General features: G+C 39.1%; 20 protein-coding genes. 7 read left to right on the forward strand and 13 right to left on the reverse strand.

From position 1 onward, the window contains the following. The first annotated feature begins 169 nt into the window (after window positions 1-169). The 4 genes from SanaruYs_RS05885 (at window position 170) to SanaruYs_RS05900 (ending at window position 4,531) form a co-directional block, all read left to right on the forward strand. On the forward strand, window positions 170-1,732 hold the full coding sequence (locus SanaruYs_RS05885; RefSeq protein ID WP_127121602.1) for a hypothetical protein: 1,563 nt from the start codon (window positions 170-172) through the stop codon (window positions 1,730-1,732). Further along, a complete protein-coding gene (locus SanaruYs_RS05890) occupies window positions 1,707-2,345 on the forward strand; it encodes a hypothetical protein (RefSeq protein ID WP_127121603.1) in 639 nt (212 codons plus the stop codon). Before SanaruYs_RS05885 ends, SanaruYs_RS05890 begins: the two co-directional genes overlap by 26 nt. A gap of 221 nt (window positions 2,346-2,566) precedes the next feature. Beyond that, window positions 2,567-4,081, forward strand: coding sequence for a hypothetical protein (locus SanaruYs_RS05895; RefSeq protein ID WP_127121604.1), 1,515 nt, complete (start codon window positions 2,567-2,569; stop codon window positions 4,079-4,081). A 6-nt stretch (window positions 4,082-4,087) separates the two neighbouring features. After that, on the forward strand, window positions 4,088-4,531 hold the full coding sequence (locus SanaruYs_RS05900) for a hypothetical protein (RefSeq protein ID WP_127121605.1): 444 nt from the start codon (window positions 4,088-4,090) through the stop codon (window positions 4,529-4,531). Window positions 4,532-4,686: 155 nt separating this feature from the next. On the opposite strand, the gene SanaruYs_RS05905 is transcribed toward SanaruYs_RS05900, so the two are convergent. After that, entirely contained in the window at window positions 4,687-5,589 is a 903-nt protein-coding gene (locus SanaruYs_RS05905) for a DUF2279 domain-containing protein (RefSeq protein ID WP_127121606.1), read from the reverse strand. Window positions 5,590-5,821: 232 nt separating this feature from the next. Here SanaruYs_RS05905 and SanaruYs_RS05910 point away from each other — a divergent pair, with 232 nt between their 5' ends. After that, entirely contained in the window at window positions 5,822-6,283 is a 462-nt protein-coding gene (locus tag SanaruYs_RS05910) for a hypothetical protein (protein ID WP_127121607.1), read from the forward strand. Here the strand turns inward: SanaruYs_RS05910 and SanaruYs_RS05915 are convergent. From SanaruYs_RS05915 to SanaruYs_RS05925, 3 genes are all read right to left on the reverse strand, one after another. Continuing rightward, the gene (locus SanaruYs_RS05915; RefSeq protein WP_127121608.1) at window positions 6,251-7,192 is read right to left on the reverse strand and encodes a hypothetical protein; all 942 of its coding nucleotides are present in this window, start codon (window positions 7,190-7,192) and stop codon (window positions 6,251-6,253) included. The two genes, SanaruYs_RS05910 and SanaruYs_RS05915, sit on opposite strands and share 33 nt — an antisense overlap. A gap of 19 nt (window positions 7,193-7,211) precedes the next feature. Then, window positions 7,212-10,076 (reverse strand): excinuclease ABC subunit UvrA, encoded by a 2,865-nt coding sequence (uvrA, locus tag SanaruYs_RS05920; RefSeq protein WP_127121609.1) that lies wholly within the window; start codon window positions 10,074-10,076, stop codon window positions 7,212-7,214. Window positions 10,077-10,244: 168 nt separating this feature from the next. Beyond that, complete coding sequence (locus SanaruYs_RS05925; RefSeq protein ID WP_127121610.1) at window positions 10,245-10,643, reverse strand: hypothetical protein; 399 nt, start codon at window positions 10,641-10,643, stop codon at window positions 10,245-10,247. A 173-nt stretch (window positions 10,644-10,816) separates the two neighbouring features. Between SanaruYs_RS05925 and SanaruYs_RS05930 the strand changes: the two genes are divergently transcribed. After that, window positions 10,817-11,467 (forward strand): RNA polymerase sigma factor, encoded by a 651-nt coding sequence (locus tag SanaruYs_RS05930; RefSeq protein WP_127121611.1) that lies wholly within the window; start codon window positions 10,817-10,819, stop codon window positions 11,465-11,467. Window positions 11,468-11,722: 255 nt separating this feature from the next. Here SanaruYs_RS05930 and SanaruYs_RS05935 read toward each other — a convergent pair whose 3' ends face one another. Beyond that, window positions 11,723-12,238 (reverse strand): GNAT family N-acetyltransferase, encoded by a 516-nt coding sequence (locus SanaruYs_RS05935; RefSeq protein WP_127121612.1) that lies wholly within the window; start codon window positions 12,236-12,238, stop codon window positions 11,723-11,725. A 215-nt stretch (window positions 12,239-12,453) separates the two neighbouring features. Between SanaruYs_RS05935 and SanaruYs_RS05940 the strand changes: the two genes are divergently transcribed. Then, window positions 12,454-13,626, forward strand: coding sequence for a glycosyltransferase family 4 protein (locus tag SanaruYs_RS05940; protein WP_127121613.1), 1,173 nt, complete (start codon window positions 12,454-12,456; stop codon window positions 13,624-13,626). Between the two features lie 21 nt (window positions 13,627-13,647). Here the strand turns inward: SanaruYs_RS05940 and SanaruYs_RS05945 are convergent, their stop codons facing one another. From SanaruYs_RS05945 to SanaruYs_RS05980, 8 genes are all read right to left on the reverse strand, one after another. Then, window positions 13,648-14,067: a hypothetical protein gene (locus SanaruYs_RS05945; RefSeq protein WP_127121614.1), complete on the reverse strand. Its 420-nt coding sequence runs from the start codon at window positions 14,065-14,067 to the stop codon at window positions 13,648-13,650. 2 nt (window positions 14,068-14,069) lie between these two features. Then, on the reverse strand, window positions 14,070-15,032 hold the full coding sequence (locus SanaruYs_RS05950; RefSeq protein ID WP_246011856.1) for a polyprenyl synthetase family protein: 963 nt from the start codon (window positions 15,030-15,032) through the stop codon (window positions 14,070-14,072). Window positions 15,033-15,213: 181 nt separating this feature from the next. Continuing rightward, window positions 15,214-17,460, reverse strand: coding sequence for a ribonuclease R (gene rnr, locus SanaruYs_RS05955; protein WP_127121615.1), 2,247 nt, complete (start codon window positions 17,458-17,460; stop codon window positions 15,214-15,216). A 2-nt stretch (window positions 17,461-17,462) separates the two neighbouring features. Further along, window positions 17,463-18,176 (reverse strand): 3'-5' exonuclease, encoded by a 714-nt coding sequence (locus SanaruYs_RS05960; RefSeq protein WP_127121616.1) that lies wholly within the window; start codon window positions 18,174-18,176, stop codon window positions 17,463-17,465. Window positions 18,177-18,234: 58 nt separating this feature from the next. Continuing rightward, window positions 18,235-18,639, reverse strand: coding sequence for a hypothetical protein (locus SanaruYs_RS05965; protein ID WP_127121617.1), 405 nt, complete (start codon window positions 18,637-18,639; stop codon window positions 18,235-18,237). Between the two features lie 2 nt (window positions 18,640-18,641). After that, the gene (locus SanaruYs_RS05970) at window positions 18,642-19,664 is read right to left on the reverse strand and encodes a glycoside hydrolase family 113 (RefSeq protein WP_246011857.1); all 1,023 of its coding nucleotides are present in this window, start codon (window positions 19,662-19,664) and stop codon (window positions 18,642-18,644) included. Window positions 19,665-19,674: 10 nt separating this feature from the next. Continuing rightward, window positions 19,675-20,397 (reverse strand): lipoyl(octanoyl) transferase LipB, encoded by a 723-nt coding sequence (gene lipB, locus SanaruYs_RS05975; RefSeq protein ID WP_127121618.1) that lies wholly within the window; start codon window positions 20,395-20,397, stop codon window positions 19,675-19,677. Beyond that, entirely contained in the window at window positions 20,394-21,401 is a 1,008-nt protein-coding gene (locus tag SanaruYs_RS05980; RefSeq protein ID WP_127121619.1) for a bifunctional phosphoglucose/phosphomannose isomerase, read from the reverse strand. Before SanaruYs_RS05980 ends, lipB begins: the two co-directional genes overlap by 4 nt. Between the last annotated feature and the right edge of the window lie 2 nt (window positions 21,402-21,403).

Below are 21,403 nucleotides of genomic sequence, written 5' to 3' on the forward strand. Positions count from 1 at the left end.
TTTCTGAATGTTTTTATGACTTTTTTAAGATATAAAAAAGCAAAATTTTGCGATCTGTAAGGACAAGATTGAAACAAAATACATAATCCGAAAAAACATTCGAAAAATAATATTACATTCGTTTACATTTAACAACTCAACTCTCTGTGCAGCATTAAAAAAATAATTTATGAGAAAGATTTTTTGGGGTATTTCCACGCTATTCCTGTTATCTCTTACATCCTGTCTCGATGAAAGTGTCTATGAAAAAGAAACTGTGTATAAAGAAGATATACTCAATTACTTCGATGCATTAATGGTTTCAACTAAAGGGGAATTCAATGATGAGATATCCGAATTTAAAAATTCAATAAATTTTCGAAAAGTTGAAACATATGATTTGCGAACAACTGAGAAAATTATTTCAGCGGAAATTACAAGTTTAAATTCTTTCCAAGATGCTGAGAGAGTAAAAGCCATATTTTTTCTTAATAATGGTAAAATTGTACGATCGAATATTGTGACTTTCGATCATGAAATGCATTTTGATAAACATGATGATATTATTGTTTCCATCTTAAATATGGATGCAAGCACACAAATATACACAGGTCGCATGACTGTCTATAATGCATTTCAAAAACTATTAATGTATAACATTTACGAAAGCGGTAAACTAGTAGAAAATGCAATGGCTCGTATAGACGCTGGTGCTAACCCTACTTCAGGCAAAACAAATGGTTGCACAAATTGGTATTTAATTACAACAACATACTATTCTGACGGTAGCACTACCACAACGACAGAATACCTTTATACCAGTTGTAGTGGTGGTAATTGTGAAGAACAAGCCTCGAGGGGTAGTAAAATAAATTGTGGCGGTGGACCCTGGACTGGTGGTGCCGGAAGCCCAGCGGGTATTAATCCTAGTTTTCCAAGCCTCCCAGCAAATGGAGATGTTTATGAATTCACTAACGCGAATGGAGAATACACAAAATATCAATTTGATAGTCAGAAAGGCATATGGGTAGTAATAGAACGTATACTCCCACCCATTACCATTATATTAGAACCAGAAAATTATCCGTTTTTAATGATTCAATGGCCAGTGCATGGACAAATCGTATTTGGCACTGATAACTTTATTTATACCTATGATGGTGGGTCGGGGAATTGGGAGGGTGTGTATTGTATTCAAAACCAACTTACCAACCCTTGCCTATTTAGTGTGGCAGCACATGTATTAGATCCGAATGTAACAAGCACATACAACGGGCTGATTCAGCAGGTTTTTAATTCAAGTGATAAAGTTAATTGGATTTTAATTGAAGGAAGCATAAATGGAGCGGCACAAACCCCTCCCGATCTAACGAATGATGGAATTTTTACGGTTATTACAACGCTAGATCCTGCAGACTTAACAAACAAGTCACGTGAATACATAGCTTCGACAATATATCACGAGGCATTTCATGCCTTAATGCATAAATACACCGGGGCTTTTACCTATACTCCAACTGAGCATCACTATCAAATGATTACTAACTTTATCGTTGATATTAGTGAAGCTTTACAAGAGGCGTATCCCAACCTTTCGACTATTGAAGCAAAAGCACTTATTGCGAAGCAAATTTATGAATTTCATGGCCCCGTGCGGTCTCAGATTCTTTTAAGGATAGGACTTACGGAAGACCAAATTAATGCAGCTTTAATAAAATTTAGTGGTAATGGACCAGGAACTACAGGTTGTTAAATTGAAGTTACAGACTTCTCAAATAGCTATTTTCGTGCTTTTAGTTTTTATGAGTTGTGCACCTTTTAGGGATCCGCCAATTTCTGATGAAGAAACTTTTTTTCGCTATTTTATTGAGTATAACGAGCGAACTGCTTCAGGCTATCATGAGTCGTCAAATGATATTATGGTAGTCAGAGCCGAACATAATGATTGGGGATTTAAAGAAGGTCTTGCACTGCTTCAGCAAGATACAATTCGCGATAACTGGAGAAGAAATGCTTACGTAGTTTTAACCGAAGCAGAAAAGCATCAAATCATTAACCAGATAGATTCGACTGCACACCTAAAGAGGCTAGCCAAAACAGGTCTGATAAAGCTCATTCCAAAAAAGGAGATTGACTCATTGGACCGGGAGTTCGCTAAGTTACCGATTGATTTTAGCAAGACTTACGGATATTATTCTTTGTACTCGCTGAGGAAACCCATATTCCTCCGTGATAATTCTTTGTGTGTCTTTTATTATAATTATCGCTGTGGCGACCTGTGTGGCGCTATGGAGTTTGCTATCTATAAAAGGGATGAAAGCACTAAATGGAAAAAATGGATTATAATTTATATGTCAGTCAGCTAAGATTTGTTTTAAATCATGAACGAATTCGGATGAACTAAGTTTGATTAATTAATTATTCAGTAGTTCGCTTACTTTAACATTGAAGAATATTGTTAATTTCTATTTTTATCAAATTGCTACACACAATTGTTTACTAGAAAAATGAATTTATGAAATGATTAAGTATCTGTTACTCCTCCACGCTATTCCTGTTATCTCTTACATCCTGTTTAGATGAAAGTGTGTATGAAAAAGAAACTGTGTATAAAGAAGATATACTCGATTACTTCGATGCATTAATGGTTTCAACTAAAGGGGAATTCAATGATGAGATATCCGAATTTAAAAATTCAATAAATTTTCGAAAAGTTGAAACATATGATTTGCGAACAACTGAGAAAATTATTTCAGCGGAAATTACAAGTTTAAATTCTTTCCAAGATGCTGAGAGAGTAAAAGCCATATTTTTTCTTAATAATGGTAAGATTGTACGATCGAATATTGTGACTTTCGATCATGAAATGCGTTTTGATAAACATGATGATATTATTGTTTCCATCTTAAATATGGATGCAAGCACACAAATATACACAGGTCGCATGACTGTCTATAATGCATTTCAAAAACTATTAATGTATAACATTTACGAAAGCGGTAAACTAGTAGAAAATGCAATGGCTCGTATAGACGCTGGTGCTAACCCTACTTCAGGCAAAACAAATGGTTGCACAAATTGGTATTTAATTACAACAACATACTATTCTGACGGTAGCACTACCACAACGACAGAATACCTTTATACCAGTTGTAGTGGTGGTAATTGTGAAGAACAAGCCTCGAGGGGTAGTAAAATAAATTGTGGCGGTGGACCGTGGACTGGTGGTGCAGGAAGTCCAGCAAATAGTAATCCTAGTTTTCCAAGCCTCCCAGCAAATGGAGATGTTTATGAATTCACTAACGCGAATGGAGAATACACAAAATATCAATTTGATAGTCAGAAAGGTATATGGGTAGTAATAGAACGTATACTTCCACCCATTACCATTATATTAGAACCAGAAAATTATCCGTTTTTAATGATTCAATGGCCAGTGCATAATCAAAAGGTATTTGGCGCTGATCTATTTACTTATACCTATGATGGAGGTTCTGGAAATTGGAACGGAGAACCTACAAATGTTGTAATTTCTCCAGATCGTCCTATAAGTAACATGACAGACTATCTAAAGTGCTTTACATCAACTCAGAGTGCTACTGTTACAATCTATGTGGATCAGCCTGTTGAGGGATCAAATGACGCATATGCCATAACATGGGGAGGTGCAGTTGTTGGGCACACTTTTGTTTCAATTACTCAAGGTTCTAACAGAAGTGTATTCGGCTTTTATCCATCTACTGATGAGACAAGCCCCACAAGTCCGCCAGAACCAAGCGTGATGGGGGATGATAGTGGTGAAGGCTTTGATGCAAGTATATCAATTACTATTTCTGGACCTATTCTTCAACAAATTCTTCAGTATGTTATAAACTATAATGCAACTTATGATTTAGATAACTACAATTGTTCAGATTTTGGGATAAGTGTCGGTAATCTTGCTGGTCTGGCGTTACCTGATTCCTATGGTTCATGGCCTGGTGGAGGGGGATCTAATCCGGGCGCTTTAGGTCAGCATATAAGAAGTAGAAGTTCATCTGGAAATATCAGTGTTAATAAAGTTGGAGGAAATGCACCAACTAACAATAGAAACTGTAATTAATAGTTTATGAAAATCATACAAAAAATATTTATTATAATGCTGTTAGGCAACATAGCCTGTTCTTTTAACAACAAAGAACAAGTTATAGAAAAATTTATCACTGATCTGAAAAACAATGATATCTCTAACGTTAGTTTAATTACAAAATACTATCAAAATCAAGACAAAAGTCAAAATGAAACATTACACTTGCTCTCACAGCAAATTGATTTGCTAAGGACTAAGTTATTAAATGATTGCCCAATGCTTAGCATCCAAAGGCATGATGGTAACTCTGATCTTGTTAAGTCTTTCAAGCTGAAAACTGAGGGGTATGATGTTGATAATATTTTCTACATTATCTGTAATGATGTAATCATCACCCCTGTTTTACTGGAAGCAGAGAAAATTAAATCCATTTCAACATACTCTAAAACCGAAACCGGTTCAAAGATTTTTGTTATTCTCTAAATATAACTGCTATAGCGAAATGCTTGCGCCTATCCCTGCTCTTCCGAATTTGCAATTCGGAAGTTCTATCCTAAGGTCTGCGACCTTACCTCTCGTGCAAAGATTTTAGTGCGTTACTTCAGTTTCGCTAAGTTTTGAAAGCGAATTAAAAATTCTTAATAGTATAAACCATAAGCCCTAACACCTCTCTTGTTAAACTCAATAGCCGGAAAAGGTATCTTTAAAAGATTTAAACTACCTAACACACGCTTTAAAAAAATACTTCGCGTAGGAATTTTACTCAAATCAACATCCAAACTTAGCAGCACTTGTCTGTAACGATCATAAGACGGAGCTGGTTGACCATTAATAAAATCAGGATTTTCAAATTCCCCAAGCATACCATTGGCACTATAACCAAGGCCTACATTTAACCAGGCGGGTAGGTTGGAATTTTTTGCAAATGATTTTAGATTAACTGAAAGCCAATAAGTATGTGAGTTGTAGTCCAGAAAAAGTTGTTCAAAAGCATTTTCTCCGAGCACACGTGGCCTTACTTTCGCATAGGGGGAGGGTGAAAAAGAATATTTCATTTTTATTCTCTGCTCATTCCAACGCCACTCCTGCACCGTAAAAAGTAAACTGCCAGAAGCATTGGCCGCAACATCGCCCACTGAAAACCCATAGCCCTCATAAATACCGTCAAATATTTCAACCGGCAGTTGCAGTATAAAGCCAAGTGAACCTCCCCAAAGCAAGGCTTTGTTTTTTGGAACACCCGCCCATCTTAAAGCATGATAGCCCGCACGACTCTCTTGATACGCAATAAAACTGTGTGCAAACTTATCCATTTGCAGATAGCCCGAATTATCATTGTACCAATGGAAGGGCACACGTTCATGGTCTCTGTACCAAATTTCATTCAGATAGAGCATGCCACCTACGTAAAAGCTTGCCTCCGTTCCGGCAACAAGCCAAAATCTTCTCTTATTAATTGTACTGGTTGTTGAGTCAGTATTTTCTTGTGCAAAAGCTCCTGTTGAAATAACTAGAGTAAGGCAAAAAAGAATTTTTCTCATTTCAAAAAAATCATAATTAAATAAGTATCCTGCAAAAATATACTCACATACTATGGGGTATACTTTGGATAAAGAAAAGCCAATTTAAACTTAGTATGCTACAATTACTTCTCTTCTACATTGCATTTGCTAAAATAAATATCCTTCAAACCTTACAACTTTTTATGGTTTATTGGTGTCAATAAATTCGAAGAGTCTAAAATGTCCCGAACCCGACTTAAATCAATACACTATGAAAAGGCACATTCTTATCATATTCCTACTAGTCTTCATTGTTTTTACAAGTTGTCAATCAGAAATTTCCAATGAAGAACTTTGTGTTGCAAGATTAAGGGGCCGCATTGTAAGCAGTAGCCCTGCCTGTGCAGGTGTTGCAATTCAAATTCTTTCAGGTTCCTTTCAACCAGACCATGTTGATGCAAGTTGGCAGAATGCTTTTCAACCTAACTCAACAGTATATCAAAATGTATTTAAAACTTACCCATTCTGCCAGGCAAGTGAAGAACAGCTAAAACGTTTTGAGAGCATACTCGAAGAAGGAGATGAATTTTATTTTGTTTTTAAGAATAGCGAAGCTGGTTTTTGTGGCTTCGGTGATTGTACCATTTGCGAACCATTGGTTTCGCTTCCTGAGAAAGTTAACGAGATTGAAATAGTTGACTTAGCGTGTACGGACGTTTTCATTGTTGAATAAGTAATCGTAGCGCAAAAATTTGGTTGTATTGTCATACGCTGAGTAATCCTCAATCATTGTAAGTAAATTATCAGTGTATTTGTATTTCTTACGCTTTTCAGCAGTTCTGCTGTTAGTAAACAACAATAGCTCTGAAACTCTTCCATCATCTGTGTAGGTTGCCTCAACCGAAAAATTGAAAGGACTACCAAAAAGTTCTTCAAAAATTAATTTTCCGTTTTTTGAAAACCTTTTCAAACTAGACTTAATTCCATCTGCTCCATAGAAAGTCTTAGTCAATGCCCCATTTTCGTCATACCTCCATACTGCTGAATCATTCCTGCTTCCTTTGCTAACTTCTGTATAGATTCGATCATACATTAAATTCGCTTTGGTTATCGTAAACCGCAGTCTGTCATTTCTTGAAATAAGAATGCTTATCCGACTGATTTTTTGATAATCTTCTACTTGCGCAGTATCTAGAATATTCCGGGTAAGGGATTTGATTTTTTCAAATAGGAACTTACTAGTATCCATTTTAGCCATGCTTAACACTTTAATATCTATATCATGATACGAAAGATTTACTTTTTGCATTGACGATTTACTTCCTTCCCTTTGTTCAGTTTCGCTTATTCCTGCCGAATCATAATGATAAAATTTGTTAAGCTGGTGCTGAAATGGTTCCTGATAAAAAAGCTTCGATTTTCTGATTCTCCCATTACTGCTGAATTCGTGAATGGCATTTAGGTTAATAATAGAGCCATCCTCAGCCAATTCAACGATCCGTATTTCCTGGATTGTTGAATCCCTTAGGTTTTTTAAATAAGTTGATGCTGTGCCAACCAATGAATCTTGTGCCGCCAATGTCATTTTGGTTCCAATCAATGCTGAAATGATTAGACAGAAAAATGAACTGAATCTTAGCATTTATCTCTAAAGTAATTGGTTACAATTTGCCTCTCAAAAACTCTGCAGTAAAACCCTTGCCTTTCTTCGCCATCTCTTCTGGCGTTCCTTCAAATACCAATTGACCTCCTCTTTTCTCTCCGCCTTCTGGTCCCAAGTCTATAATCCAATCGGCACACTTAATAATTTCAAGGTTGTGTTCGATCACAATTACACTATGTCCTTCATCAACCAGAGCATTAATGGCTTTCAACAACTTACTGATGTCATGAAAGTGCAAGCCTGTAGTGGGCTCATCAAAAATGAAAAGGATATTACCATCCGGTGAGTTCTTTCCTAAGAAAGAGGCGAGTTTTACGCGCTGTGCTTCACCACCACTTAATGAATTGGATGACTGACCTAGTTTTACATAGCCCAATCCTACCTCATACATTGGCAACACTCGGTCATAAATGGCCTTGCGCTCTTTAAAGAAATCCAACGAGGCCTCTACTGTCATATCCAGTATATCGGCAATATTTTTTCCGTTCACCTCCACCTCCAGCACTTCCTGCTTAAATCTTTTGCCATGGCAACTTTCGCATTTCAAAAAGATATCTGCCATGAACTGCATCTCAACCTTAATTTCTCCTTCACCTTGGCAAGTCTCACAGCGTCCGCCTTCTACGTTAAATGAAAAATGAGATGGCTTATAAGCACGCTGTTGGGATAAAGGTTGGTCAGCAAATAAATTTCTTATCGCGTCATACGCCTTAACATAACTTATAGGATTGGAGCGTGAGGATTTACCAATTGGATTCTGATCCACAAACTCAACTTGTGTAATTCTGCTAAAATCACCTTCAAGCTTATCATACTTACCAGGAGTTTCTGCTACGTTGCCGGTTAACCTTCCCATAGCAGGATATAAAATTTTTGTAACCAAGGTTGATTTACCTGAGCCACTTACTCCAGTAACTACTGTAAGGGTATTGAGTGGAAACTTAACCTTCAGGTTCTTCAAATTGTTTTCACGCGCACCCACCACTGTAATGGAGTCCTTCCACTTTCTGCGTGTCTTCGGTATCTCAATCTTATCTACACCAATTAAAAAGTTAATGGTGTGCGAAGCAATGCGTTTGTTTACATCGCTGATGGATCCCTGAAACACCAACTCACCGCCATGCGATCCTGCGTCCGGACCAATATCAATAATCTGATCGGCTGCACGCATGATTTCTTCTTCATGCTCAACAATAATTACCGTATTGCCTAAGTCGCGCAGGGACTGCAGAACCTCTACCATTCTCGCTGTGTCTTTAGGATGAAGACCAATGCTAGGTTCATCTAATACATACATAGACCCAACCAAAGCACTGCCAAGTGATGTTGCCAGTTTAATGCGTTGGTATTCTCCACCAGATAAAGTAGAAGTAACCCGATTGAGTGTTAAATATCCCAGTCCCACCTTTTCCATGTACTCAAGGCGCGAGCGAATTTCAGTCAGTATGCGGTCTGATATTTTCTGTTCGTAAACCGGAAGCTTCAATGTTTGAAACCAGGTTAATGCCTCCTCTATCGGCATCAACACAATATCAGTAATGGAAGTGTCTGCAATTTTTACATACTGGGCATCTTTACGCAAACGTGTTCCTCTGCAGTCAGGGCAGGTAGTTCTGCCACGATAGCGCGAAAGCATAACGCGATACTGAATTTTATGTGTTTTGGATTCGAGGTATTTGAAAAAACCATTAATGCCATCAAAATACTCGTTACCAGTCCAGAGCAACTCACGTTGTTTTTGTGTCAGTTCGTTGTAAGCCCTATGTATCGGAAAATCGAACTTGATTCCATTTTTCAACAAAGGTTTTTGCCATTCGCTCATCGCTTCACTTCTCCAGGGAGCAATGGCCCCCTCGTACACCGACAAAGATTTGTCAGGAATAACTAAGTCTTCATCTATACCAAGCACTTTACCAAAGCCTTCACAAGTCTGGCAGGCTCCATAAGGATTGTTGAAGCTGAAAAAATTAACGGATGGCTCCGTAAAGGTCATGCCGTCCAATTCAAAACGGTCGGTGAATTTTACTACGTTGCCACCTTCTATATACAAATGGCAATCACCTTCGCCTTCAAAAAAGGCAGTTTGCACGGAATCCGATATACGAAATACGGTGTCTTCGTCTTCTGCATTAACCGAGGCGCGATCGATCAGAATTTCAACCACCCCCGTAGGCTCACTTACCTTTTTAGGAGCGGCTTTCTTTTTTGTTTTAGTTACCTCTTCAACAGGTGCTGGTGGGTTCAGTATTTCTTCAATAAACTTCACCTCACCATTCATGAGTATACGTGCAAATCCTTTACTTAATAAAAGATTAAGTTCTTCACTCAGCTTACGACCCTTCTTAATATGTAAGGGGCAGGCCACCATTATCCGTGTGCCTTGTTTTAATTTGTTTACCTGATTAATTACTTCCGTTACTGTATCGCGCTTTACCTCCTTGCCGCTAATAGGCGAGTAAGTTGTGCCAACGCGTGCGAAAAGTAATTTCAGATAGTCATAAATTTCTGTTGTGGTGCCTACCGTTGACCGTGGGTTGCGCGTATTAACCTTCTGCTCGATGGCAATGGCTGGCGAAACTCCCTTTATATAATCCACATCGGGTTTTTCCATACGCCCCAAAAACTGGCGGGCATACGAGCTAAGGCTTTCGACATACATACGCTGGCCTTCAGCAAAAAGCGTATCGAAGGCCAAAGAAGATTTACCAGAACCTGACAAGCCGGTGATCACCACCATCTTGTTTCTGGGAATAGCTACACTGAGGTTTTTAAGGTTATTAACACGGGCTCTCTTAATAATGATAAACTCCTTAGGGTCGAGTTGGTCGATGTCCTGTTCGATGGTTAAACTTTCTTTTTTCATTGAATTCTTGAAGGCCTTTACCCGATTCAATCAAATCGGGTTTAAATCTGAGTGGCGAAGATGGTTTAAACACAAACACCATCCTTTCAGATGGTGTTCAATTTAAATCAAACTTTTAAGGAAATAAGCAAAGGAGCAGTATTAACCGCCCGAAATTGCTGGAGTGGTTTAGTCAAAGTCAGGATCGTAGCTGGCTTCTTTACCCCCACGTTTTCCTCCTTCATAATCGTCATCGTCACCGCCACCACCGGCTCCATAACTGTCATCCGTGTCGTTGCCATAGTCGTCATCGCTATCGCCTCCTCCTGGTGCATTGTCCCCAAACTCATCGTCTTCCTTCTTCTCAACATCGTACTCACCATCGCTGTTTTTTACAGCAGGAACCTTAATCAGGTAGGTGGCATCTTCTGTCTCCAGTGGGAATACAAAAATGGGTTCTTTTTTAGCATTGGTAATACGGGTAATGCTTCCCTCGTATCCTGCTGGGTATTGATCCTTCAATAATTCCTTTAGATCATCCGTTAGGTTATCTAAACTCTTAATAACGCGCTTCTTACTCGTGGCCATAGTTGGTTAAAACTGCAAATCGGGTTCAAATAGGGCGATAAAAATCCTAGTAGGCAAGATTTTTTAAAAAATTTTTTGCGCAATTTCAGAAAGTTTATACCTTTTCACTCTAATCACTCACCAAAACCCCATACTATCGAGCTACATTTCTACGTTACCTAAAAGCAAAACAGATGATTAATAAAGGATGTAGTGACAGTGAATTAGTGTCACTTTATCAGGACGGTAACGATGGGGCTTTTGAAATTCTCCTACACCGACACAAGTCACGCTTGTATACGGCCATTTATTTAATAGTAAAAGACCGTTATAGGGCTGAGGACCTATTGCAGGAAACCTTTATCAAGGCTGTAAACACTATTAAAGGTGGACGCTATAATGATGAGGGTAAGTTTTCTGCCTGGATTGGCAGAATAGCACATAACCTGGCAATAGACAGCTTCCGTAAGCAAAAACGCTATCCGGAAATTGTGTTGGAAGATGGCAGTAAGGTTTTTAACTCAATGGAATTTGCGGAAGCTTCCATGGAGGACAAACAGGTGCTACAGGAATCTAAAGCAAAACTTCGTATGCTGATAAAGGAATTGCCTGTTGAGCAAAAGCAAGTGTTGATTATGCGGCATTATTTAAACATGAGTTTCCAGGAAATTGCAGAACGTACAGACGTGAGCATAAACACGGCCTTGGGACGCATGCGTTACGCACTCATCAACCTGCGTAAGAAGATGATTAATAACAGAGCCTATGATAAAAACTTTTACCCAGAACGACCTGATCCGGTTTTTGTACCACGAGACTACGGAGAAGGAGACGGAGGAAATTAAGCACGCATTACTTTCCGATCCGGAATTGAATGAGCAATTCAATCAATTATGTTCAATGACCAAAGAGCTTGATGGAGGCTTACTAAAGCCCTCTTCAGCCACTGTGTTGAATATATTGAGTCATGTGAGAAGTGTTTCTTCAGTGAAACGCTAATAGTAATTACGCGCTCATCACTCCTTACAGGTAAGGCAGCCCTCGCTACCGAAATGTTCAGTAGCGAAGGTTTTCATTGCCTGATGTAAAATTTATTGCTTTTAATCCGTGTATTGAAGCTCCCAATGGATTAGCCCCTCATCGCGGCTTACCTCCTTAAATCCATTTTTCTCCAAAACCCGATGTGAGCCCCAGTGTTCCAACGGTGTGTCTGCTGTTATTGCTTCTAAATCCGGATTTTTAAATGCCCAATCTACCATAGCTTTAAGCGCTTCAGTGGCATAATTCTTTCCGAAATAAAAACTATTTAACCCATAGCCAACCATCACCTTACCCTCTTGTGGTAAGCCTGTAAAGCCAATACCACCAATAGCTATTGATTCTTGTTTAATAATAATCAGCCAGTTGGTGTACCAGGCAAAATGCTGAGGGTGTTTTCGTGTACTTTCAATCCAGAATTCTATTGCCTCTTCCAAATGAGGTAGTGTTTCCGGATCATCATGTGGTTCAATAGCATTGATACTAAGATCCTTTGCTAAAATCTGTCGTTGATTCTTATAGAGGTGTAGTTGCTCATGCGATAAAGGCAAAAGCACTAGTCGTGCTGTTTCTAACATGGTAAGATTTAGTTAATGAAAAATAAAAAAACATGGCGCTAAGATTAAAGCGCAATAGGTGTCAAAGTGATTTGACGTTTAGGCCGGAACAATTCCAGGCTTGATAGGATGTATTTTATTCTTTTTCAGAGGCGTTTGCTCTTTACAAAGGTATAGAAAAAAATGAGTGTACGCAGCTATGGTGAACTTTCAAAAGTTCGCTGCTATTTTGCATCGTGAAAATTCTCCTTGTCCACCAGCACTTTAATACTCCCGAAAAGGGTGGAGCCCTGCGCTCCTATTTTCTGGCTTCGGCATTGGTGGAGCATGGCCATAATGTTGTAGTCATTACAGGTCACAATCAAAGCACATCACTACATGAGATTCATAAGGGCATCTCTATTCATTATTTACCTGTGCCATATGATAATGCCTTTGGTTTTTATAAAAGGATCCGCTCTTTCCTCACGTTTATACTATTAGCATGCAAAACTGCCGTTGCGCAACAACAGGTGGAGCGGTGTTATGTAATGTCTACACCCTTAACCGTTGGGTTGGTGGGTATTTGGCTGAAGTGGCGAAGAAGGGTGCCTTTCATTTTTGAGGTCGGTGATCTGTGGCCAGAGGCGCCCATACAACTTGGCTTTATTAAAAATCCAATTCTTAAATTTTTATTAAGAAGACTGGAGTATTTTATCTACAAGCAGAGCCATGCAGTGGTGGCCTTGTCAGTGCCGATGAAAAAAATTATTGAACAACAAATGCGCGGCAAAACAGTGTATTTATTGCCCAACATGGCCGATCTGGATTTTTTCAGGCCTGAGCATAAAAAGGAAGCACTTGAGCTAAAATTTGGCGTGCAAAATCGTTTTGTTATGTCTTACATCGGCTCGATTGGTTTTGCGAATGGCTTGGAGTTCATGTTAGACTGCGCCAGAATCACAGAACAATCAAACTTACCAGTAACGTTTTTATTTTGCGGAGATGGCGCTGTGCTGGAATCGCTTAAGTCTACCACAAAAAATTTAGCAGTTAATAATGTAGTCTTTGTCCCCTTCTCTAATCGTGAAGGTGTTAGGGAAGTGATGAACGTAACTGATGCCGTATTTATTTCTTATCGTAATAAACCGGTTTTAGAAACTGGTTCACCAAATAAATATTTTGATGGTCTGGCGGCTGGCAAATTGGTTATTACAAATTTCAATGGCTGGATTAAAGAAGACATTGAAGCACACAATTGTGGTTTTGTTATTGATTACAAAAGGCCTGAAGATCTTGTGAAGCATTTATGGCCTTATCTCAATGACAAAAATATTTTGCGTAGAGCACAAGAAAATGCACACGAACTATCAAAGAAATACAGCAGGAAAAAATTGGGAGAGGAGTATGTTGAGCTGATGGTTAAGTAGGTAGTGTGATTTAAACTATCGCTAACCAACGCTCCCTAAATACTCAGTAAGTTTTTCCGTATCCGAAAACTGTACTACTTCAAATCCTTCTGCCACCTGGCTTGATCTTCCCTTGATGTTGTTTCCTGATACTTTTGACAATATTTCTGATGGATCAACTACTTGTGCGTGATAAAGCATCTTACCATTTAAATGTTTTACCATGCCCGGAAGCAAATTGGCAACTACCCAATTCTGCGAGGCAACACTGATGATGCCCATCTTGCGAATATCAGCTACAAACTTCTGGGTATTCAATTTTGTAAAGGCTGCCAACACGGCAGTGTTGATGGTAATAAATTGCTGGTCGTTTTGAACCTTGCCCGTGTAAACCAAAAAGAGTGTGTTCAACGCTGCATCATAATACACCTGCGCGCTTTTGTCTTTAAAAAACTCCTGCATACCTAAACTTGTCTGTCAATCAGGTCTTCGGCAAAAGTGCGTAATGCTGTTTTGGCTTTTACATTTCCTTTTACGGCATCCAGACTTTTAAAGCCCTTGTTAAAGTAGCTATTAATTTTTTTATTGGCCAGCGCAGGAATGCTTAAATCGCCATACACTTTCTTAACAGCCTCAACTTTTTCGTTTTTATTGAATTTTGTAAGCGATAGCCAATGCGCTAATGTTTGCTTCTGCTGCTCATTAGCCTTTTCAAAAGCCTTGATCAACAAATATGTTTTTTTGTTTGCAATAATATCTCCTCCTACCTGCTTACCAAATTTATCAGGATCTGCGTAAGCATCTAATAAATCATCTTTTAACTGAAAGCCTATGCCGATGTTGACACCGAAATCGCGTAAAGCCTTTTGTTGCTTTTCATTGGCATTCGCCAAAATAGCTCCCAACTCTAAGGCAAAGCCCAACAGTACTGCTGTTTTCAACTTTATCATGTTGATGTATTCTTCCTCGGTTACACCATCACGTTTTTCGAAGTCCATGTCGAGTTGCTGACCTTCGCACACCTCTGCTGCACACTTATTAAAAGCCTTTAAAACCTTCTTTAACTTTGTATCTGGTAAGGTCATGAACATATCATAGACCTTTACCAACATCACATCTCCGGAGAGAATAGCTGTGTTAACATCCCACTTTTTATGAACAGTAGCCTTACCCCTTCGTAAGGGAGCCTTATCCATAATGTCATCATGCATTAGGGTGAAATTGTGAAATGCCTCAACCGCCAATGCGTAGGTAGTGATGGATTTCACATCCTTTTTATAAAGTGAATAAGCCAGCAGAGTGAGTAGCGGACGCATCCGTTTGCCACCAATGCTCATGATATAGCGAATGGGTTCGTAAAGAGACTCCGGATTTTTACCAAACTTCTGTTTGGTCGCTTCTTTTTCTATTAGTTCAAAAAAATTCACAAGTCGTATTTAAGGAATATTGTTTAACAAGCACTTTTAAAAAATGTTTAGCTGAGTATATGTAGTTTATTTGCCACAGACGCGCCTACCGGACGGGCAGGTTACACAAATTTTCGCAGATAAAAGTACAGCATCTATTTAAAATCTATAGCTGTTAAAACTTAAAACAGTATTACCGGGGTCACCTTTTCTTCTTCTTCCTGTTTGCCAATGATTCTGGGAAGTCAAGATCATCACCAGCCTCAGTATACTTTCTAGGTGCTGGTGCTTTATTTGAAAGAAGCTGTGTATCTGCAAAAACCAAATCAATCAGTCGCTTATCAATATCTGTCTTTTTCACACGTACCATTAATTTATCGCCTAGTGTAAAGCGCTTATGGTTTCTACGGCCCACTATGCAATAATTTCTTTCATCAAACTCGTAATAATCATCATCCATGTCCGACATGCGGATCATACCCTCACATTTCGTTTCGATGATTTCTATATACAAGCCCCACTCGGTTACACCTGAGATAATGCCTTCGTAGTCACGCTTCTCAGCGGAAGCCATAAACTCAACTTGCTTGTATTTAATCGAAGCACGTTCAGCGTCAGCGGCACGCTTCTCACGTTCCGATGAATGCAAGCATTTTTTCTCAAACTCTGTCTGATCGACAGAAGCCTTACCATCCAGATAATGTTGCAGCAAACGATGCACCATCATATCGGGATATCTTCGAATGGGTGATGTAAAGTGTGAGTAATGCTCGAAAGCCAAACCAAAGTGCCCTTTAGCTGCTGTGGTGTACTTGGCCTTGGCCATAGCACGCACTGCTAAACTCTGTAAAACATTTTGCTCAGGCTTACCTTCAATTTCATCCATTAAACTATTCAATGATTTAGAAATTGATTTTTCCTCCACATCCATAGCATGACCAAATTGCTTTGCGAAAGTGGCAAAGGTTTGGATTTTTTCTGGATCTGGGTAATCGTGTGTACGGTAAACAAAGGTATTTTTCTGCTCACCCTTTTTCATTTCGTAAACAAAAGTGGCCACGCGCTTATTGGCCAGTAGCATAAACTCTTCAATCAACTTATGTGCATCCTTTCTAACCTTAGGAATAACGGCCAGTGGCTTACCTTTTTCATCCAGCTTAAATTTTACCTCTGTGGTTTCAAAATTTACTGCTCCTTTTTTAAAGCGCTCTTTTCTTAATTTGTGTGCGTAATCATTTAGCAGTGTTAGCTCTTCAGCGAAATCGCCCTGCTTCGTCTCTAGCACAGTTTGCGCTTCTTCATAAGAGAAACGTCTGTCGGAGTGAATAATGGTTCTTCCAAACCATTCTTTAACAATTTGCGCCTGCGCACACATTTCAAACACTGCGGCAAAGGTAAGTTTGTCTTCGTTAGGCCTGAGCGAACAAAGTTCATTACTCAGTCTTTCTGGTAACATCGGAATCGTTCTGTCAACCAGGTAAACAGAAGTGGCTCTTTCAAAAGCTTCATCCTCCAACAGACATTTCTCTTCAATGTAGTGTGTTACATCGGCAATGTGTACACCTATTTCATAATTGCCGTTCTCGAGTTTGCGAATAGAAAGTGCATCATCAAAATCCTTAGCATCTTCCGGATCTATGGTGAATGTTGTGATTTCTCTGAAGTCTTTTCGCTTCTTAATTTCGTCCTGTGTAATGCCCTCCTCAATCTTTTTAGCTTCTTTAATCAGTTGTGGTTGAAACTCGAAGGGCAAACCAAACTCTGCCATGATGGAGTGAATCTCAGCTTCATTCTCACCAGCTTTACCAAGTACATCGGTTACTTTTGCTTCAGGACTTTTCTCTGGTGAACCCCAAGCCACAATTTCTACTACTACTTTATCATTTGTTCTAGCTCCGTTGAGGTTGTCAGGATAAACAAAGAAATCTTGATGCATCTTTCGATAATCAGGTACCACAAAGGCATAGTTTTTGGAAACCTCAATGCGTCCGACATAACGTGTTCTGCCTCTTTTAATTATTTCTACCACCTTGCCTTCAGGATGTTCACCATGTCGTGTTTTAAAAACACTGACTGCTACTGTGTCGCTATCGAGTGCCGAACCAAGGTCTTTGGATTTTACATAAATATCTGGTTGATCTTCACCTATGCGGATATAAGCAAAGCGTGAGCTGACATGGTCAACAATGCCTGTAATGGCATTCAAGCTTCCAACTGCTGCATAGTTTCCGTCACTGATTTCTTTTATCTGACCTTGCAATTCAAGTTCATAAATGAAATTAGCAACAAGCTTCAGCTCATCTTTCTTTTTTACCTGCGCTTTACGTGCAATTTGTTTGATACTATATCCTTTTCCAGGATTTTCTGAAAAAACCGAAAGGATAATTGCTTTAATACGTGAAAAGGAATCATTCCCTTTCGTTGTTTTTGTTTTCTTATTTTTTGACATTCTTAAGTCGTAATAACATTCTCGTCTTTCACTAATGGAAGACTTTTCATTTTTAAAAATAGCTGTGCTAACACCAAAACATCAGCTGTACAATAATTTTTTATCTTCTCCAGATCGCCCAGTTGGTAGTAAACACTATTCACTTTACTCCCGTCAATATCACTTTTGCTTGAAGCAATATTAAAGATTGAGGCAAGGAGATCTAAAGAAGTATAGTGTTTATAATCGCCAAACTTCCACATCTCCATGGTGTCCATGTGTTCTACTTGCCAGGATTTTTTACCTGCCAGATTTAAAGAGGCTGGTAAAGCGATATTATTCACCAGCATTCTCCTGCACATATAAGGAAAGTCGAACTCTTTACCGTTATGTGCACAAAGCTTTACGTTATCGCCCAGTTTCACAAGCATTTCTTTAAACTCCTCTAGCAAAGTCGCTTCGTTATGGCCGTAGAAAGCTTTTGTTTTTAAGCCTAACTCACCACTTTCATGATCGAAAAGTTTACCAACAGAAATACAGATTATCTTACCAAACTCTGCATAAATACCGGCACGCTCATGAAAAAGTTCCTCATCACTTTGATCGTCACCGCGCTTCAGAAAAGAGGCTTTCCTCGACCATTGAACTTTTAATCTTTCATCAAGGGATTGAAAGTTGTTAGTTATGGCAACTGTTTCAATGTCCAGAAATAGTATGTCGCGTAATTCAGGAATCATTTTCTCTACAATTCTCCTTCAAAATACGCAAATTCCTGTTGTTAATGGCAATCTCATCTCAGGAGTGTAGTACAGCCTCCATACCAAGCTCTTTTACGAAAGTCAGATTGCCCTCACTGATGCTTTCAGGAACGAACACAAAACGTTTATCGTAGATTTTGCTGCCAATGTAATAGCTTACCCAGTATTCATTATTCAGGTGAAAAACACCTTTATCAATTGGCTCAATTAACGCTGAGCCTTTTGCGGGTACTGTCTGTAGGTAATGACGTAAAATAGAAGTCTTTTGTTGTTCTCCATCTTTCTCTCCATATCCATTACTGGCTACAAGTGTATTCTCTATTGGAAACTCATTGTTGTTCAATAAATACACGAGCCACTCATCGCTTTCTCCTATCGTTTTCTTACAGGCTACGGCAATAGTAACATTAACAACCGTAGGTATTTCTAAGTCCTTCTTCATTTTTATTGCTGACTAAACCATTCTCTCATGACTACTTCTGCGGCTTTACCCTGTGGTGTAAAATCAATAAGTGCATTTCTTCTTGCACCTTGTGGATACCACTTCCAAAAATACACACCTTCCATCCAACTTTTGTTCCAACATTGTTTAAAGAATGCTTCATAGGCGTTAGCTTGTGTTGCATCTGAAATTCTTTCGTGATGTTCTGTATCTGGCCACGTCCAAGGTTCTATCGTTGCATCATGCGTGCTTTTGTATCCCAGCTCTGTAAAAATAACAGGCTTTCGGATTTTCCCATGCAATGCTTCAATTTGTTTCAATGGCTGCTCCCATCCCGCAGCAACTTCTGCAACAGTTGGGTGTGAATTTTTTGTTAAGGGGAAATAACCTTGTATACCAATAAAATCTAACAGTGCCCAAAAGGGTATTTGCTCAAACTCATTAAAATTAGCAGCATAAGTAAGTCTGCCTGTATAAACACTTCTTACATTTTTTATTACTTCAAACCACTCAGGTCGATGAATCGTTTTTTGTAATTCCGTTCCTATGCAGAGTATTTCAATTTGTTCTTGTTGCGCCAGTTCAGCATAACTCATAATAAAGTCATTGTAATGCTTAAACCATTTCTTCCAGCCCTCTTCACTAGCCATTTCTATTTCTCCGGGCCACGATTGCCTTAACCAGATGTGCGGCTTTAGTATTGTTTTAATGTTTGCAGCTTTTGCCAGTCGAGTGGTTGCGGCAATACCTTCAAACGATTCTCCCCACCATGGTTTGCGCTGCGTGTTTTTCTCAAATAATAAACTTGTATCACCAGGTAGTTGTTGCCAGCCAAATGGTGTTTGAGAAATCCAGGTGACACCAACTAATTTTAGTTTGTCAATATCTTCCTGAACCACGGGTTGCCGTGTGCCTACCCAACAAACGCCCTTCTGTCTTTCGCGTTTACTGTCAGTTGCTTCTTTATTGATCAGGAATACTGACAGAAGTAAGATTGGAAGCGCTATGATGGTAAACAGTTTCATATGTTCCTATTCATACTCGAACTAGTTGCATACCAAATAATGAAGTCAGGTGTTTCTTCATGTGCTGTTTTACTTCTTCCATGTCTATAGGCCTGCCAAGTTCCTGTTGTAAAGAGGTTACAGCTTTATCATCTATGCCGCAGGGCACTATGTGATTAAAATAACTCAGGTCTGTATTTACATTGAAAGCCAAACCGTGCATGGTAACCCAACGGCTTGTCTTTACACCCAGAGCAGAAATTTTTCGCTCATTTTCATTAGCAGCATCTCCTAACCACACACCAGTAAGTCCGGCAATTCTTCCACTCTCTACACCATACGTCTGACAAGTAAGGATAACAGCCTCTTCCAGTAAACGCATGTATTTGTGTATGTCAGTAAAGAAATTCTCCATATCAATTACCGGATAAACGATTAGTTGCCCCGGGCCGTGGTAAGTAATATCTCCTCCACGGTTAATATGGTAATAGCTGGCATTTACTTGTTTCAGTGCAGTCTGATCCAACAACAAATTTTTTTCATCACCACTTTTACCTAAGGTATATACATGCGGATGCTCGCAGAATAGCAGGAAGTTCTTTGTTATAGCTTGTTCTTCTTCGGGCAAATTTCTGTTGCTACTCTTGATAGCTAAAATATCGTTGAACAAAGAAGCCTGGTAATCCCAGGCCTCTTTGTAATCAATTAATCCAAGATCAGTAAATGTGGTGGCACTATTTGTTTTCGCGTTCACTTGATTTTTTCCAGTTCTGATTTCAAATAAACAATGGGCTCAATTGTATCCGGATCTACTCCGTTTTCTTTCGCCAGGTAAAACGAAATCCAGTCGGTAAGGTGAATGAGGTAATAGTATTGCTCTAGTAAAGAAGCACCTTCTCCAATCATGTCGATGATCGGATTTGATTTTTTCTCTAATAGATCGCGGCAAATTTCCATGCGCTTTTCTACCCTTTCATGATCATGATCTGAATACATGTAAATGGGTTGAAGCATAGGCATCAGTGGCTCAGGAAATTTCCAGCCTACCAATTCATTATGATTCATCTCCGGAAAGGTATTAACGTGTGCGAACTGTTTTGAGTTCTCGTTAATCTGCTGTTGAAAGCGTAATGCCATTGCATGCAAACGCTGATCACAATAAATAATGGGTAATCTGCCTTTAAGTTTTTTAGCAATCAGTTCTGCTTCTGATTGAATCCCCTTCTCTCCACGATTTAGAAACTCAATAGCATTTTCAGTTTCTTTAATAAAAGCAGAGCCAATCAGGTTGGTGTGGTATAACAATGATAAAAGTGCAATCATATTATACCCCAACATTGCCCTGGGGCTATCAGAGCCGGCCGGAAGCTGAATGTAAAAAAGATTATACTCGCGTGCTATGTCCAGAATTTTTCCGCCTGAGGCAATTACTATACAATGGGCCCTCTTTAACAATGCTTTGTTAAGGGCAGCAATGGTTTCTTCTGTATTACCGCTGTATGAACTTGCAACAAAAAGCGTATGAGGACTAACAAACTGAGGAATATTGTAGCTCTTTACCACCGTCATCGGAATAGGAATGCGGCCAAAAGTAAGTGAGTCTACCAGGTTTGCACCAATTCCAGAACCACCCATGCCTGCTATAACGATATTGCGTATATCGCTGCCTGGTCTCACCAAATCAAGACCTTCTCCTATCTTCAAAGCTTCCGCAAGCTGGCGGGTAAATCCTTCAATGTATTTTTTTGTTGTTGACACAG

Source organism: Chryseotalea sanaruensis, from assembly GCF_003990915.1.
Taxonomy (GTDB): Bacteria; Bacteroidota; Bacteroidia; order Cytophagales; family Cyclobacteriaceae; genus Chryseotalea; species Chryseotalea sanaruensis.